Annotated in this window: 14 protein-coding genes; 6 read left to right on the top strand and 8 right to left on the bottom strand. The window is 50.8% G+C overall.

The window, feature by feature from the left end; translation table 11 throughout:
• Positions 1 to 101: 101 nt before the first annotated feature.
• From yihX to fabY, 4 genes are read left to right on the top strand one after another with little or no spacing between them, the layout of a single operon-like run.
• A complete protein-coding gene (yihX, locus tag BSPA111_RS20365) occupies positions 102 to 698 on the top strand; it encodes a glucose-1-phosphatase (RefSeq protein ID WP_183272953.1) in 597 nt (198 codons plus the stop codon).
• Complete coding sequence (locus tag BSPA111_RS20360) at positions 695 to 1,567, top strand: virulence factor BrkB family protein (protein WP_183272952.1); 873 nt, start codon at positions 695 to 697, stop codon at positions 1,565 to 1,567. The genes yihX and BSPA111_RS20360 overlap by 4 nt, the downstream gene beginning before the upstream one ends.
• Positions 1,564 to 2,001 carry a D-aminoacyl-tRNA deacylase gene (gene dtd, locus BSPA111_RS20355; RefSeq protein ID WP_183272951.1) on the top strand — a complete coding sequence of 146 codons (438 nt, stop codon included), beginning with the start codon at positions 1,564 to 1,566 and terminating at the stop codon, positions 1,999 to 2,001. The genes BSPA111_RS20360 and dtd overlap by 4 nt, the downstream gene beginning before the upstream one ends.
• A gap of 44 nt (positions 2,002 to 2,045) precedes the next feature.
• Entirely contained in the window at positions 2,046 to 2,987 is a 942-nt protein-coding gene (fabY, locus tag BSPA111_RS20350) for a fatty acid biosynthesis protein FabY (protein ID WP_183272950.1), read from the top strand.
• 11 nt (positions 2,988 to 2,998) lie between these two features.
• Here the strand turns inward: fabY and BSPA111_RS20345 are convergent, their stop codons facing one another.
• Together BSPA111_RS20345 and BSPA111_RS20340 are read right to left on the bottom strand one after the other, a co-directional pair.
• Positions 2,999 to 4,681 carry an AsmA family protein gene (locus BSPA111_RS20345; protein WP_183272949.1) on the bottom strand — a complete coding sequence of 561 codons (1,683 nt, stop codon included), beginning with the start codon at positions 4,679 to 4,681 and terminating at the stop codon, positions 2,999 to 3,001.
• A 125-nt stretch (positions 4,682 to 4,806) separates the two neighbouring features.
• On the bottom strand, positions 4,807 to 6,198 hold the full coding sequence (locus BSPA111_RS20340; protein WP_183272948.1) for an NCS2 family protein: 1,392 nt from the start codon (positions 6,196 to 6,198) through the stop codon (positions 4,807 to 4,809).
• A 230-nt stretch (positions 6,199 to 6,428) separates the two neighbouring features.
• On the opposite strand from BSPA111_RS20340, the gene gltS reads away from it, so the two are divergent.
• The gene (gene gltS / locus BSPA111_RS20335; protein WP_183272947.1) at positions 6,429 to 7,631 is read left to right on the top strand and encodes a sodium/glutamate symporter; all 1,203 of its coding nucleotides are present in this window, start codon (positions 6,429 to 6,431) and stop codon (positions 7,629 to 7,631) included.
• Positions 7,632 to 7,682: 51 nt separating this feature from the next.
• Here the strand turns inward: gltS and recG are convergent, their stop codons facing one another.
• From recG to gmk, 5 genes are read right to left on the bottom strand one after another with little or no spacing between them, the layout of a single operon-like run.
• Positions 7,683 to 9,764: an ATP-dependent DNA helicase RecG gene (gene recG / locus BSPA111_RS20330; protein WP_183272946.1), complete on the bottom strand. Its 2,082-nt coding sequence runs from the start codon at positions 9,762 to 9,764 to the stop codon at positions 7,683 to 7,685.
• A 4-nt stretch (positions 9,765 to 9,768) separates the two neighbouring features.
• The gene (gene trmH / locus BSPA111_RS20325) at positions 9,769 to 10,458 is read right to left on the bottom strand and encodes a tRNA (guanosine(18)-2'-O)-methyltransferase TrmH (protein WP_183272945.1); all 690 of its coding nucleotides are present in this window, start codon (positions 10,456 to 10,458) and stop codon (positions 9,769 to 9,771) included.
• Between the two features lie 4 nt (positions 10,459 to 10,462).
• The gene (gene spoT / locus BSPA111_RS20320) at positions 10,463 to 12,574 is read right to left on the bottom strand and encodes a bifunctional GTP diphosphokinase/guanosine-3',5'-bis pyrophosphate 3'-pyrophosphohydrolase (RefSeq protein WP_183272944.1); all 2,112 of its coding nucleotides are present in this window, start codon (positions 12,572 to 12,574) and stop codon (positions 10,463 to 10,465) included.
• 18 nt (positions 12,575 to 12,592) lie between these two features.
• Positions 12,593 to 12,868, bottom strand: a complete 276-nt coding sequence (gene rpoZ / locus BSPA111_RS20315) for a DNA-directed RNA polymerase subunit omega (RefSeq protein ID WP_034461476.1) — start codon at positions 12,866 to 12,868, stop codon at positions 12,593 to 12,595.
• Positions 12,869 to 12,922: 54 nt separating this feature from the next.
• Entirely contained in the window at positions 12,923 to 13,546 is a 624-nt protein-coding gene (gene gmk, locus BSPA111_RS20310; protein ID WP_183272943.1) for a guanylate kinase, read from the bottom strand.
• 256 nt (positions 13,547 to 13,802) lie between these two features.
• On the opposite strand from gmk, the gene ligB reads away from it, so the two are divergent.
• Positions 13,803 to 15,491: an NAD-dependent DNA ligase LigB gene (gene ligB / locus BSPA111_RS20305; protein WP_183272942.1), complete on the top strand. Its 1,689-nt coding sequence runs from the start codon at positions 13,803 to 13,805 to the stop codon at positions 15,489 to 15,491.
• Here the strand turns inward: ligB and BSPA111_RS20300 are convergent.
• Positions 15,488 to 16,105 carry a trimeric intracellular cation channel family protein gene (locus BSPA111_RS20300; protein ID WP_183272941.1) on the bottom strand — a complete coding sequence of 206 codons (618 nt, stop codon included), beginning with the start codon at positions 16,103 to 16,105 and terminating at the stop codon, positions 15,488 to 15,490. The two genes, ligB and BSPA111_RS20300, sit on opposite strands and share 4 nt — an antisense overlap.
• Positions 16,106 to 16,225: the final 120 nt, after the last annotated feature.

The following is a 16,225-nucleotide window of genomic DNA, read 5'->3' as shown; positions in this document are numbered from 1 at the left end:
TTGCCGAACTGTTCGCAGAACTCGGATCGCTTTTCTGCCAGCGATAGTCAAAGCCCCCCTTTACCGCTACAGTTATTTGTCCATGCGCAAAGGAGAGGCTTATGCTGTATATCTTTGATTTAGGCAACGTCATTGTTGATATCGACTTCAACCGCGTGATGGGGGTATGGAGCGATTACAGTCGCGTCCCGCTAGCGAATTTGCAAAAAAGCTTTGTGATGGGAGATGCCTTCAAGCGCCACGAACGTGGGCAAATTAGTGATGAAGAATTCGCTCAAGCGGTCTGTGACGAGATGGGCATGGCATTGAGCTTCGACCAATTTTCCGCAGGCTGGCAGGCTATCTTTGTCGGACTACGTCCTGACGTTATCGCTATTATGAACAAGCTTCGCGAACAAGGGCATCGCGTTGTTGTGCTCTCTAACACTAACCGCTTACATACGTATTTCTGGCCTGGCGAATATCCGCAAATTGGACAGGCGGCAGATAAAATCTACCTGTCTCAGGAAATGGGTATGCGTAAACCCGACGCAGAGATTTATCAAAAGCTACTCGAAACAGAAGGTTTTTCTGCAGATCAGGCGGTCTTTTTTGATGACAACGCCGATAATATTAAAGGAGCTCAACAGTTGGGTATCACCAGCATTTTGGTGACCGGAAAAGACACGGTGCCTGGCTACTTCGCAAAAGGCCTATGATAAAAGACGTTCATCGCAAAACGAGCCAACACCTCAGTCCGTGTATCGCCTGGGGAAAGTTACTCTGGCACCGCATCGACCAGGACAATATGACCACGCTTGCAGGGAACCTTGCCTACGTGTCATTGCTCTCGCTGGTGCCTTTGGTTGCGGTGGTGTTTGCGTTATTTGCGGCATTTCCCATGTTTGCCGATATCAGTATCCAACTGCGCCACTTCGTGTTCTCAAATTTTCTGCCCGCTACCGGTGACATTATTCAGCGCTATATCGAACAGTTCGTCGCTAACTCTACCAAAATGACGGCGGTGGGGGCCTGCGGGCTTATCGTCACCGCGTTATTACTGATGTATGCCGTGGATAGCGCGCTAAACACCATCTGGCGCAGTACTCGTACACGACCAAAAATCTACTCGTTTGCGGTTTACTGGATGATTTTAACGCTTGGGCCGCTGTTGGCTGGGGCGAGTCTGGCGATCAGTTCGTATTTGCTGTCTCTACGGTGGGTCACGGGCTTTAATACCGTTATTGATGATATGTTACGCATCTTGCCATTAATCCTTTCCTGGCTGTCTTTCTGGATGCTCTACAGCATTGTCCCAACGACTCGCGTTCCCGTGCGTGATGCACTGATTGGCTCGTTGGTCGCCGCTCTTTTATTTGAGTTGGGGAAAAAAGGCTTCGCCCTCTACATCACCATGTTTCCCTCTTACCAATTGATTTACGGTGTAATAGCCGTGATCCCCATTTTATTCGTCTGGGTCTATTGGACCTGGTGTATCGTATTGCTCGGCGCCGAAATTACTGTCACTCTCGGCGATTACCGAAAACTTCGCATCGAATCACAGCAGGAAGAATTGGAAGAACCATGATTGCATTAATTCAGCGCGTCACCCACGCAAGCGTCACCGTGGCGGGTGAAGTGACGGGTAAAATTGGCCCAGGACTTTTAGTGTTATTGGGTGTCGAAAAAGAAGATAACCAACAGAAAGCGAATCGTCTTTGCGAACGGGTTTTGGGTTACCGCATTTTTGGCGATGAAAACGACAAAATGAACCTGAATGTTCAGCAAGCGGGTGGCAGCGTGCTGGTGGTATCGCAGTTTACCCTCGCAGCCGATACCGAACGCGGTATGCGTCCGAGCTTCTCGGGTGGTGCTGCACCACAACTTGCTGAAGAGTTGTATGAATACTTTGTTGAACGCTGTAGACAACAGGGCATCGTGGCTGAAACGGGGCGCTTCGCCGCGGATATGCAGGTGAGCCTGACCAACGATGGTCCGGTGACGTTTTGGTTACAGGTCTGAGTTCGCAGCATTTACGGTCCCGCGTAACAAGAGAGAGTACATGTATGTATCACCTTCGCGTACCGCAAACCGAAGAAGAGCTTGAGCTCTATTACCAGTTTCGTTGGGAGATGTTGCGCAAGCCTCTGCATCAACCCAAAGGCTCCGAACGTGACGCCTGGGATGCCATGGCGCATCACCAAATGGTGGTGGATGAAGAAGGGAATATTGTTGCTATTGGTCGCTTGTACATCAATGCCGATAACGAAGCCGCTATCCGCTTCATGGCGGTTCATCCATCAGTACAAGATAAAGGGCTCGGAACGCTAGTGGCGATGACGCTGGAGTCTGTTGCGCGCCAGGAAGGGGTCAAACGTGTGGTGTGTAGCGCACGCGAAGATGCCGTTGAGTTTTTTGCCAAGCTGGGTTTTGAGAATCAGGGCGAAATCACCACGCCTTCGACCACTCCTATTCGCCATTATCTGATGATAAAACCGGTTGCCTCGCTGGATGATATTCTCCATCGGGCTGACTGGTGCGGGCAGCTACAGCAAGCCTGGTATCAGCATATTCCATTAAGTGAAAAAATGGGGGTGCGGATACTGCAGTACACCGGGCAGAAATTCATTACCACCATGCCTGAGGCAGGCAATCAAAATCCCCATCAGACGTTATTCGCAGGCAGCCTGTTTTCTCTTGCTACGCTGACGGGGTGGGGGCTGATTTGGTTAATGCTGCGCGAGCGCCATTTGGGTGGCACGATTATTCTCGCTGATGCGCACATCCGATATAGCAGCCCGATCACCGGAAGGCCAGGAGCGATTGCCGACCTGGGCTCTTTAAGTGGTGATCTGGATCGTCTGGCACGAGGCCGCAAAGCTCGCGTTGCATTGCAAGTTGAGCTTTTTGGTGATGATGAACAGGGCGCTGTTTTTGAAGGTGTGTACCTGGTATTGCCAGCTAAACCTTTTGGGCCACTCGAAGAGGGTGGGAACGAAGAAGAGTAACCGCCCGGCGCTTATGCGCCGGGTACTTCACCATTCTGCATGGTTTGCTGTACTTGTTTGCCATCGCTTCCGGTGGCTTGCAAAGTACCATTCACCGTCGGTTTCAATGGCGTTTGTGCTGCAAGGTTTCCGGTCACGGAAAGCTGTAAATTGCCATTGCCTTCTATCGGTAGCGCGGGCCATCCCCATTGTTGCAACACGTTTACTGGCACCGAACGCCCTCGTAGATTGACCGCTGCGTTACGCTGCGGAGCCTGCGAAATAGCTCCCGTCGCTTCAAGCATTCCTTCACCTGCGAAAGCACTTAGCTCAGTAATTGAAATCTGGCTGTCTGTGGCAGTCAACGAAATGGATGGGCGGCGCACATCAACACGATTGAAGGTGGCTGAAGAGGCGTTCAGCGTAGCGTTGCCGCTCCAGATCCCCCATTGACCGTTGCGCACAGCTTCAAGATTGTTCGCCGTACCGTCTAATGCGGTGAACTGGAACGGGAAGGCCGGATTGATATCGATAACCAGATTTCGGTTCGCCGAAAGCTTTTTAATGGTCATTGAATGCAGCCATTCCGGCAACGGCTTCATCCAACGAGCCTTCCAGTCTTCCGGCAGCGTATATTCAATCCCGGCAAAAACCAGCTCATCGAGTGCCAGTTTTTTATCATTACGTAGCCAAACGCCTGAGGCGCGAACCATGCCTCTTTCCCAGCGCGAGGTGAACTGGCGTAGCGTAGCGGTTTGACCGTTAAAATCGATATTCACAATCGGATCATTAAGATGCAGATCGCCATTGATAAAGTCGCTGGCATTCATCGAGAGTCGCCCGTCATCGCTCTGCCAACCGCCATCTACCAGCGTCAGGTTGCGCAAACTCAGGTCTAGATCAGTGACCGCCCAGTCTTTACCTTCCAGTCGTGCATCTGTCACTTCCAGACTACCAATTTTAAGAGAAGGGACGGTGGAAAGCGGTGCCAGGAAATCGGTAATCGATTTTTCCGTTTGCAATCGGATGTCGTTCAAACGCAGGCTGCCAATCTGCCAGGATCCGTCCGCAAGACGATTTGCATTGCCAGTGAGCGAACCGCGAGCCATATCCGCACCAATGGTCGAGAGCGTCACCTGCTCGTTATTAATCGCACCCTGTAACAGTACGTTGGTGGCAGGAACACCGTTGAGCGTCATGGAACCTGCGCTAAACTGAATATCCGAGGTATTTCCCAGAACTCTGCCTTGCTGTGGCTGCCAGGGCATTACGCCACCATTGACGCGCTGTGCGTGTAAATTCCATTCAGTATTTGGGCTGTTAAGCGCCATATCGCTTAATTGCAACATGTCCGCCTGAAATGGCAGCGGTGCAGCATTGGGGCTGATATTTAGCGTTCCGTTTTGCAACAGAATCTTGTCGAAATGCATAGGCTCTGAAAACTGCCGAGAACTCAGGCCGATATCAATATTTTGCGCAACCAGAGTTGCCGGCTGGCCTTTACGCCCAAAAGTGACATTCGTCAGAGTGAGATGCGTGGGCGATGCCCAGCGGTGATCCATCTCTTCGAAAGAGAAGACATAATCACTATTCTCATTGATCCAACGGCTGACCTGGGACGCTCCCCAGCGAGTTTGTAGCAAAAGGTACGAGGCTATTAACGCAACCAGTACGACAACCAATAACGCAATAAATAGCTTTCCGAGAAATTTCATTGTCTTCCATCCCATGAAGTTTCGGTAAGGGAGTTATGCCCCATTTACCGTTATAGCTCAAGGATCGGATTGTCAGGAGGGGGAACACGCGCTGGCGCGAACAAATCACCAGCGCGTGAAGTACATCAATTTTTCTCAGGCGGGAAAATCAGGTTTAACACGATAGCGGTGATACCCCCGGCCGCAATACCGGATGAGAGCAAGGTTTTCAGCCAGTCAGGAGCGAACTGCAAAATCAATGGCTGTTGAGATACACCCATACCGACTGCCAGCGACAAGGCGATAATCATAATCGCGCGGCGGTTCAACGGTTCGCGGGAGACAATACGCACACCCGATGCAGCGATGGTGCCAAACATCACGATAGTCGCGCCGCCTAAAACGGGCTCAGGAATGTGCTGTACAAATCCGCTCACTGCCGGGAACAAGCCGAGAACGATCAGCATCAGTGCCACAACAAAACCAACATAACGGCTGGCAACACCGGTAAGCTGAATCACACCGTTGTTTTGGCCAAAGCAGGAATTCGGGAAGGTATTGAATACAGCTGAAACGCACGAGTTCAGGCCGTTAGCAAGCACGCCACCTTTCAGGCGTTTCATATACAGCGGCCCAGATACAGGCTGCTCAGAAACGTCAGACGTTGCAGTAATATCGCCGATCGTTTCCAGTGACGTCACCATAAAGACCAGCATCAGTGGGATAAGCAGATTCCAGTCAATGCCCAAACCGTAATACAGCGGCGTTGGCACCATAATCAGGTCTGTATTCGTTGATGGCGCGACGTTTGGCAGCATGCCCATCGCCCAGGCGAGCGCATAACCTACCGCCATAGCGATAACCAGAGAAGCTACGCGCAAGTAAGCGTTGCGCTGGCGGTTAAGCAGAATGATAACCAGTAGTACGGCACCCGCCAGTAGCAGGTTTTTCGGTGCACCAAAGGTATGGTCGCTCATCGCGGCATAACCACCACCGATAGACGTCAGGCCAACCTGAATCAGAGAAAGGCCGATAATCATTACAACAACCCCTGAAACCAGCGGGGTGATGATACGGCGAGCCAGGTGCAAGAAACGAGATAACAGCATTTCGGTGCAGCTTGCGAGCATCAATGTGCCAAATAAGGCAGCCATCATAGTCGGAACGTCAGCCCCGCCATTTTTCAATGCCATACCGCCCATGATCAATGGCGAAACAAAGTTAAAACTGGTGCCCTGAATAGACAGAAGCCCAGAACCTACTGGGCCCCAGGCTTTAATCTGGATAATCGATGCTACGCCTGAGGCAAACAACGACATACTGATAATGTGTTGGGTATCTTCGGCCGGAAGTCCCAGAGCCTGGCAAATCAACATCGCAGGCGTGATTACCGCAACAAACATCGCTAACAAGTGCTGGCCGGCAGCAAAAAGAGTTTGTGGGAGAGGGGGTCTGTCCTCGAGGCGGTAGATCAATTCACTGGAACGAGCCTGAGCAATCGGTTGCGCATCATCAGACTCAACAGCATTAACAGACATCGGAAATTATCCCTTGGAGAAAAAACGGTGATTTTAGCGGACTGAAGTGTAAAAGCAAACGTTTGCTAACAAACTTTCTTAAGATAAAAAGCATATATACACAGCTTTTTATATAACTTTTGACCTGTTTTTGGTTAAAATCCGGCTGCTAGATTTTCTAGAATCTGAAATTCCAGTGAAGGATAAATTAAAAGCGTCTGTGATAAATATGCGCAAACAGGAGCAATTCTATGTTTTATCTCGACACCCTTTCTACCCTTGTTGCTGCGACGCTCGTGTTGTTGCTGGGCCGAAAAATGGTCCACACCATACCGTTTCTAAAAAAATACACCATCCCTGAACCTGTCGCGGGTGGGCTTTTAATCGCCCTTGCCTTGTTAGTGCTTAAAAAAAGTGTCGGTTGGGAATTTGAATTTGATATGAGTCTCAAAGACCCATTGATGCTCGCTTTCTTTGCCACAATAGGCCTGAATGCCAACCTGGCCAGCTTGCGTGCAGGTGGCAAAGTGGTCGGTATTTTCCTGATTGTGGTGGTGGGTTTGCTGGTGATGCAAAACGCCATCGGTATTGGTATGGCGAGTCTGCTAGGCCTTGATCCGTTGATGGGGTTACTGGCGGGGTCCATTACTCTGTCTGGCGGCCATGGTACAGGTGCGGCCTGGAGTAAGTTATTTAGTGAGCGTTATGGCTTCCAGAATGCCACCGAAGTTGCGATGGCTTGCGCAACGTTTGGTTTGGTTCTGGGCGGTTTGATTGGTGGGCCAGTTGCACGTTATCTGGTTAAACACTCATCCACACCTGATGGCACGCCGGACGATAGCATTGATCCCACAGCCTTCGAAAAACCTGCAGTAGGGCGCATGATCACCTCGATGGTGTTGATAGAAACCATCGCGATGATTGCTATTTGTCTTACTGTTGGACAGTTTGTGGCGCACCTCATTCAAGGCACCAGCTTTGAACTGCCGACGTTCGTTTGCGTGTTGTTTGTTGGGGTAATACTCAGTAATACGCTTTCTCTGCTCGGCTTCTATCGGGTATTTGAACGTGCGGTTTCGGTGCTGGGGAACGTCTGTTTATCTCTGTTCCTCGCCATGGCGTTGATGAGCCTGAAGTTGTGGGAGTTGGCTTCACTGGCATTGCCAATGCTGGCGATTCTGACCGTACAAACCATCTTTATGGCGTTGTATGCAGTCTATGTGACCTATCGCTTTATGGGCAAAAACTATGATGCAGCGGTACTGGCTGCGGGTCATTGTGGTTTTGGCCTGGGGGCAACACCAACGGCTATCGCCAATATGCAGGCGATTACCGAGCGTTTTGGCCCGTCGCATATGGCGTTTCTGGTGGTTCCGATGGTTGGCGCGTTCTTTATTGATATCGTCAACGCACTGGTCATCAAGATGTACCTGATGCTGCCAATCTTTGGCTAAGTTATTTTCCCTCCTTCTCCTGGGGGAGAAGGTTGGGAGGAGGGCGGAAAATCAGGCGTTTGAATAGCGTTCCGTTTCAGGCATCCAGCGCTCAATGAGCGCGGTTGCCTGTTCTGGATAGCGTTCATGGATATGGCGTGCAAGGCGCTGTACTTCTGGAATCATCGCCTGATCGCGCAGTAAATCTGCTACTTTAAACTCAGCGTTCCCTGTCTGACGCGTGCCAAGCAATTCCCCCGGCCCACGAATTTCCAAATCCTTTTGCGCAATCACAAAGCCATCGTTGCTATCGCGTAACACCTGCAAACGCAGTTGCGCTGTTTTCGATAGTGGCGACTTATACAGCAACACACAATGGGAGGCGACGGCACCACGTCCTACACGCCCACGGAGCTGGTGGAGCTGCGCAAGCCCCAGACGCTCTGGGTTTTCGATAATCATCAGGCTGGCATTTGGGACATCAACGCCCACTTCAATGACCGTTGTGGCGACCAGAAGATGAATCGACCCTTCCTTGAAAGCCTGCATCACTGATTGCTTTTCTTGTGGCTTCATCCGGCCATGTACAAGCCCAACATTCAGATTCGGCAAAGCGGCTTTTAGCTCATCCCACGTAACTTCTGCGGCCTGTGCTTCCAGTAACTCCGACTCTTCAATCAGCGTACAAACCCAGTATGCCTGGCGGCCTTCATCGCTGCATGCGCCACGCACGCGGTCGATAATATCGTTGCGGCGCGTGTCAGGGATGGCAACAGTCGTGACCGGTGTACGGCCAGGCGGCAGTTCGTCGATCGTAGACGTATCCAAATCAGCATAGGCCGTCATAGCCAGGGTTCGTGGAATGGGCGTTGCGGTCATGATGAGTTGATGGGGATGGAATCCCTGAATCTGACCTTTTTCCCATAGCGCCAGGCGCTGATGGACGCCAAAGCGATGTTGTTCATCAATGATAACCAGTGCGAGTTGAGAGAACTGCACTTGTTCCTGGAAGATTGCGTGTGTTCCCACCACCATCGATACCTGACCGCTGGCGATTGCATCTTGTTGGGCGATACGCGCTTTGCCTTTTTGCTTACCTGCAAGCCAGCCAACCTCAATGCCCAATGGTGCAAACCACTGACGGAAATTATTGGCGTGTTGTTCGGCGAGCAATTCCGTCGGAGCCATCAAACCGACCTGTTTGCCATGCGCAATTGCACGCAATGCGGCAAGTGCCGCAACCAATGTTTTACCCGAGCCCACATCGCCTTGCACCAGACGCATCATCGGGACATCCAGCGCCATATCATGTTCAATTTCTGCCACGACACGCTCTTGAGCACCTGTCGGTTTGAACGGGAGTGCTGCCAACAATTGGTTTTTTAATTCGTCATGATTATGCAAAGGCAAAGCGTGATAACGCTGAGCGCCCGCACGAAGTGCGAGCATACTTAGGTTATGCGCCAGTAACTCCTCAAGGATTAATCGTTGCTGAGCCGGATGTTTCCCCGTTTCGAGATCGGCTAACTGCATTGTTGGTGGTGGACGATGTAACGTCCTCAACGCTTCTGGCAGACTCATCATTCCCTGACGCAAATCAGCAGGGAGTAATTCAGTGATCGCGCAGGTATCCAGCAACTCCAGTGCCTGATCGGTCAGTTTGCGCAAAGTGGCCTGGCGAATACCTTCAGTGGTGGGATAAACCGGGGTCAGAGTTTCCTGTAATTCCGGGGTACTCAGATCGCCCTGAATGCGGTATTCCGGATGAATCATCTCCGCGCCGTGCGTCCCTCGCTTTGCTTCGCCATAAGCAAGTACACGCTTACCGGTTGCGAGACTGTTTTTCATCGCCGCATTGAAGTTGAAAAAACGCATGGTCAGGATGCCGGTGCCGTCAGAAATTTGGCAAGTCATTATGCGACGACGACCAAAACTGATATTACAGTTCAGCACTTCCCCTTCAACCGTGGCGTGAGTGCCAGGCATGAGGTCGTTTATAGGATAGAGTTGAGTCCGGTCTTCGTAGCGCAGTGGGAGATGAAGCAGGAGATCCTGAATGGTATGCAGGCCAATCTTGGCCAATTTACCGCTCTGGCTGGCACCCACTCCGGCAAGCGTGCTTAACGGTATGGCGTCCAGCAAACGGCCTTTCATCTGACTACTCCGCAGATTGCATTGTGGCCCACCATGCGGCATCAGCTTCTATTTCACCTTGCTGATTCACATGCGGGTAGGGCAAACCTTTCCGGCGGGAAACTCGCGCCAGTACAGGATAACCGCCCTCAAACAGCAGACGCTGTTGTTCGGACTCTGGCAGAGTGCTGTTTTCACGCTGATACATTCCGGCGTTCTGACGTTGACGCTGCGCTTCATAAAGTATGAGTGCTGAGGCCACGGAAACATTGAGCGATTGCACCATCCCGATCATCGGAATAATGATGTCCTGGTCAGCCAGTGCTAATGCTTCCTGAGTAATGCCCGTTTTTTCCTGCCCCATCAAAATGCAGGTTGGGCGCGTGTAATCAATTTCGCGGAAATCGACAGCTTTATCAGAAAGGTTGGTCGCGAGGATTTGCATTCCGCTGTTTTTGAGATGAGCAACGGCGTCACCGATATGGCGATGGGTTTTGACTTCAACCCATGAATTGCTACCTGCTGCAGAGGAGGCCATGGTGCGCATTCGGTTACCCGGCCAGACCGCGTGAACTTCATGTACACCAACAGCATCAGCAGTACGAATAATCGCTGACACGTTATGAGGTTTATGGACCTGCTCCATACAGACGGTCAGATCAGGCTGACGCCTGGCGAGCATCTCGCAAATACGCGCATAACGTTGAGGATTCATAACACTAGTTTCGGTTGCGGGTAACTTTAATCACATCCGGCATCACACGGATTTTACGCATGAGGTTCGCCAAATGGACACGGTCGCGTGCAGTCAGTCGAATGAACGCACTGTAAACACGGCCATCTTTCTCTTCAGTATTCAGACTTTGAATATTGGAACCGGCATTATTGAGCGCAGCCGTCAGGTTTGCCAACGCACCCTGATGGTTAAACATATCCACCTTTATCTCGGTGGTGAACTCTTGTTCTGTTTCTTTATCCCATTCCACCGCCATAAACTTCTCTGGCTCTTTTTGGTAGCCACGGATGTTACGGCAAGATTCATGATGGATAACCAGCCCTTTGCCTGGGCTTACGTGCGCAATAATCGGGTCGCCAGGAATTGGTCGGCAACACTTGGCAAAGGTGATCAATACACCATCAGCACCTTTAATCGGCAGATGACTGTGAGTCGGTGAATGGCCTTGCTGAACCGCGGACGACTCACCTTGCAGGTTTTTCGCGACAACCACACTCATGGCATTACCGAGGCCAATTTCAGCCAGCAAATCATCAAGCGTGGCGAGCTTCATGCGCTCCAACTCACGTTGAATATTTTCTGGCGGGACCTCAGCTAATTTGCGGCTACCACCTAAAGCGTGGTTTAGCAGACGGCGTCCGAGACTAACGGAGTCGTCACGCTTGAGATTCTTCAGCATCTGGCGGATTTTGGCGCGCGCTTTAGAACTCACAACGAAATTCAGCCAGGCGGCATTCGGGCGTGCGCCTGGGGCGGTAATGATTTCGATTGTCTGGCCGCTGCTGAGCGACTGAGACAGGGGATAGGGTTGTCTGTCGACTCTGGCACCGACACAGGCGTGGCCGATGTCTGTATGCACTGCATACGCGAAGTCAACAGGTGTCGCACCTGCCGGTAATTCGACAATGCGCCCTTCCGGAGTGAAAACGTAAATCTCATCCGGGAACAGATCGGATTTTACGCTCTCGATAAATTCAAATGAACTACCCGCACTTTGCTGTAATTCCAGTAGGCTTTGCATCCAGCGCTGAGCGCGGATTTGTGCCGTTGTGCCACTTTCACCTTGCTCTTTATAAGCCCAGTGAGCGGCAACCCCCATCTCTGCCATCTGATCCATATCTTCGGTACGGATTTGCACTTCTACCGGCACACCATGTGGGCCAATCATTGAGGTGTGCAAAGACTGATATCCGTTCGCTTTCGGAATGGCAATATAGTCTTTCACCCGTCCAGGGCGTGGCTTGTAAAGGCTATGCATTTGCCCAAGGACGCGATAACAGGTATCCATGTCATGAACGATCACGCGGAAGGCGTAGATATCCATAATCGAGTGGAAACGCTGTTCTTTGAGCGTCATTTTGCAGTAGATGGAGTAGAGGTGTTTTTCGCGGCCGCTAACGCGACACGGAATGCCCGCTTCTTGCAAACGTCCGTCAATTTCAGAGAGGATTTTTTGAATCATCTCTTTGCGGTTACCTCGTGCCGCTTTGACCACTTCTTTAATCACGCGGTAGCGGTTCGGGTAAAGCGCTTCAAAGCCCAATTCCTCCAGCTCAGTTTTCAGGTGATGAATACCAAGTCGGTGCGCAAGGGGGCTATAGATTTCGAGGGTTTCACGAGCGATTCGTCGACGCTTATCAGGGCGCAATGCCCCGAGTGTCCGCATATTGTGCGTACGGTCGGCGAGTTTGATCAGAATGACGCGGATGTCTTGCACCATCGCCATGATCATTTTGCGGAAGTTTTCAGCCTGAGCTTCTTTCTTATCGCGGAATTTCAGTTTGTCTAGCTTAGATACCCCTTCCACCAGTTCGGCAACGCTTTTGCCAAACAGTTGTTCCATATCCTGGTAGGTGGCAGGGGTGTCTTCGATCACATCATGCAGTAGTGCGGCCATCAGCGTTTCAAAGTCGAGTTTCATCTCGGCCAGAATGCAGGCAACAGCTACGGGATGGGTGATATAGGGTTCACCACTTGAACGTGCTTGTCCCTCGTGAGCATCACGCGCAACAAGGTATGCTTGCCGAAGTCGCTTTATTTGCTCCTCGGGCAAGTATTGTTGAATCAGTTGATTCAGGCTTTCAAACAGATACAAGGGCTACCCGCAGGTTAATTAACGACGACCTTCAGCAATAGCGGTAACAGCCTGCAGTTCTGCGGCTTCCTGCTCTTGCTGCTCCTGGCGATCACGAACATCAAGAATCTGGTTGGTGATCAACCCTTCTTCGATTTCGCGCAGTGCGATTACAGTCGTTTTATCGTTTTCTTCAGGCACCAGTGGATCTTTACCACCAGTTTGCATCTGACGAGCGCGACGTGCGGCGACCAGAACCAGGTCAAAACGGTTACCAATTTTCTCAACAGCGTCCTGAACAGTTACGCGTGCCATAATTAAAATGCTCCACAGATGAAGAAATGACTGGGCATGATACTGAAACTGGGCTCAGTCTGCCAATAGTTTGCTGATTAAAGCGTCATGTCGCGCTTTTTGGCGACCCATTCGTAGACGCTCGGCACGAATGATAATTTTTAAATCTGACAGTGCAGTGTCAAAATCGTCATTGACGATTAAATAGTCATATTCGGCGTAATGGCTCATTTCTGCGACAGCTTGCTCCATACGCTTAGTGATAACTTCTTCACTATCTTGCCCACGACCACGAAGGCGGCGGTCTAATTCGTCTTTTGACGGCGGCAGAATAAAAATACTGCGGGCTTGCGGCATTTTCTGGCGAATCTGCTGCGCACCTTGCCAGTCAATATCCAGGAACACATCCACACCAGTTGCCAGAACTTGTTCAATAGCATGGCGTGAAGTGCCGTAGTAATTGCCAAACACTTCAGCGTGCTCAAGGAATGCGTCTTCAGCAATCATCTGCTTAAACTCTTCCTTTTCCACAAAGAAATAGTGTTCACCATGGTTCTCTCCCGGGCGAATACCACGAGTGGTATGGGAGATCGAAACCTGTGTGTCATACAGCGGTTGTGTCTTTAACAAAGCCTGGATGAGGCTGGATTTTCCCGCGCCACTAGGGGCGGAAACGATATAAAGCGTGCCTTGAGCCATGAGTTCTAACTTATTCGGTAAGCATAAAAAGAAGTGCGTATACGGGCCTATTATACACGCCGTCTTCGTGTCACGGAGAATTTGTCGTGTCCCTCGGCAATATTTCTACCAATTTGCGTAATGTTTTCCAAAAAACACCTCGTGTTGCTGCAACGAGTTAAATACCTCTGAAAGCTCCTCGTATCATTTTTAAAACGCAGTCGCGTTGATGGTTTCCTGGCGTTATACCTCTTCTTGCTTCTACACGGAGGGACTTATGAAGTGGATAACAAAGCTTATCGGGTTTCTGGGGTTGCTGAGCGCAATGGCGTCGGCGGCGTGTCCGGCCTGGTCATCAGTGCAAGCCCAGCAGGAGATGGTGAAATTGAATGAAAAGCTCGGGAAGTGGGACCGATCTTATTACCAACAAGGTGTGAGCGAAGTCAGTGATGCAACCTATGATGGCCTACGTCGGCAATATAATGAATGGCAGCGATGCTTTCATCCCTCTGAAAAACCACAGCAGCCGCAGATAGCTACCCTGGGCAAAGCATTGCATCCGATTGCTCATACAGGTGTCAAAAAACTGCCAGACAGTGAAGCTGTTGCCCAGTGGACAAAAGGCAAAACCGATCTTTGGGTACAACCTAAAGTCGATGGTGTGGCAGTGACCCTGATTTATCAGCAAGGGCATCTGTTTAAACTCCTTAGCCGCGGGGATGGTGAGAAAGGGCAGGACTGGACAGAAAAGGCCAAAATGATCCCCGCTATCCCCAAGACCCTTTCAGGCCAACTTGCCAATAGCGTGTTGCAAGGCGAGGTTTTCTGGAAAAGAGATAGCCACGTACAGAAAGCGATGGGGGGCATTAATGCGAGAGGAAAAGTGGCGGGAGCCATGATGAGCCAAGCCTCCCCGGGTCTGATGAGCGAATTGGGAATATTTATCTGGGCGTGGCCTGATGGTCCTGCTGATATGAATCTGAAATTAGACATGCTCGCTCAGGCTGGTTTTCCGCTAACCAAAAAGTGGTCAATGCCCGTCAACTCAGTGGACAAAATCGCGATGTTGCGGGAGTCCTGGTTTACAACCCCTCTTCCTTTTGTGACTGATGGGATTGTGGTGCGCGTGGCCAAAGAACCTGCGGGGAAATATTGGCTTCCAGGTAAAGCAACGTGGGTGATTGCATGGAAATACCCGCCAGCCCAGCAAATTGCCGAAGTTAAGGATATTCAATTTACGGTAGGGCGCACAGGAAAAATAGCCGTTGTTCTCCGACTGAATCCCCTACAGATAGATGATAAAAAGATTAAACGTGTGAACATAGGTTCAGTAAAACGTTGGCAAGTTCTGGATATTGCGTTGGGCGATCAGGTGATGGTAAGTCTTGCAGGGCAAGGGATTCCACGCGTCGATGAAGCCGTATGGCGTGTAAGCCAACGCAACAAACCGCAGCCCCCCACAGATAAAATGGTCACCCCGCTGAGTTGCCTGTTTTTTGAGATTTGGTGTCGCGAGCAGTTTATTGCTCGCCTGGCCTGGATTAGCTCTCCAGAGGTTATGAATATCAATGGGGTGAGCGTGCGCTCCTGGCAGCAGATCCAACAGAATCTCAGCCTAAAGAACATTTTTTCCTGGCTTACTGTCACTCAGGAAGAGCTGCAGCAAATTAGCGGAATTTCTCCAGCCAGAGCAGCCCATCTTTGGCAGCAATTCTCGCAAGTTCGACAACAACCCTTCAGGCAGTGGCTGCTAGCGTTTGGTTTACCGCTACCCCGGGCGGTGTTTGCCACGCTGCCAGATTCACAGTGGTCGCAGTTAGTTGCGCGGGATGAGCATAGTTGGCAAAAACTACCGGGTATTGGTGCAGCGAGGGCCAAAAAGTTGGTGGAGTTTGTAAATCACCCCCAAATTGCTGCGCTAGTCGTTTTTTTGGCAGAGCAGGGAATTCGGGGATTTGCCGATTAGTGATCCGCGTGTTTGTAATGAAACACAGGTAATCCAAGGCGCAGGCGTAACGCGAGTAAGCGCGTGGTGAAACCGAACAAGAGCGTGGAGATTATCACGACGTCCTGGTTCGAAACGTAGTGCTCCAGAACGATGTAAAGTACTGCGGAGGCGAAAGCAATGCCGGCATAGAGTTCTTTCTGGAACACCAGGGGGATACGCTTACAAAACATATCGCGCAAAACACCGCCAAATACGCCCGTTATAACGGCTGCAATGATTGCGATAATGGGGCTTTCTCCCATATCCAACGCTATTTGCGCACCGATGATGGAAAACACCACGAGCCCAAGGGCATCGAGGACCAGGAAAAGGCGACGCAGATGAGGCATTACGGGGGCAAATACGGTGGTTAGTACGGCTGCAACTGCGACAATCACCACATACTCTGGGTGTTTCACCCAACCTAAAGGGTAGTGGCCGAGAAGAATATCGCGAACCGAACCGCCGCCAAGGGCTGTGGCTGTCGCAATGATTATTACACCGAAAGTATCCATACGGCGGCGGCCAGCTGCTAACGCGCCGGTCATTGCTTCGGCAGTAATGCCGACCAAATAAAGAATATGTAACAGCATTAGTACCCCCAGAGGAAACGCTAAGAGGGTAGCGTTTTGTGAGCAAAATCACGATTGAGTTTTTCTAAAGCGATGGTTTTTTAATTAGATTTTCTAATGGCTTTACTTGGTTTTAGCTAG

This window comes from Buttiauxella sp. A111 (genome assembly GCF_014189855.1).
In the GTDB taxonomy this organism is placed as follows: Bacteria; Pseudomonadota; Gammaproteobacteria; order Enterobacterales; family Enterobacteriaceae; genus Buttiauxella; species Buttiauxella selenatireducens.
This window is presented reverse-complemented; position numbering and strand designations above follow the sequence as displayed.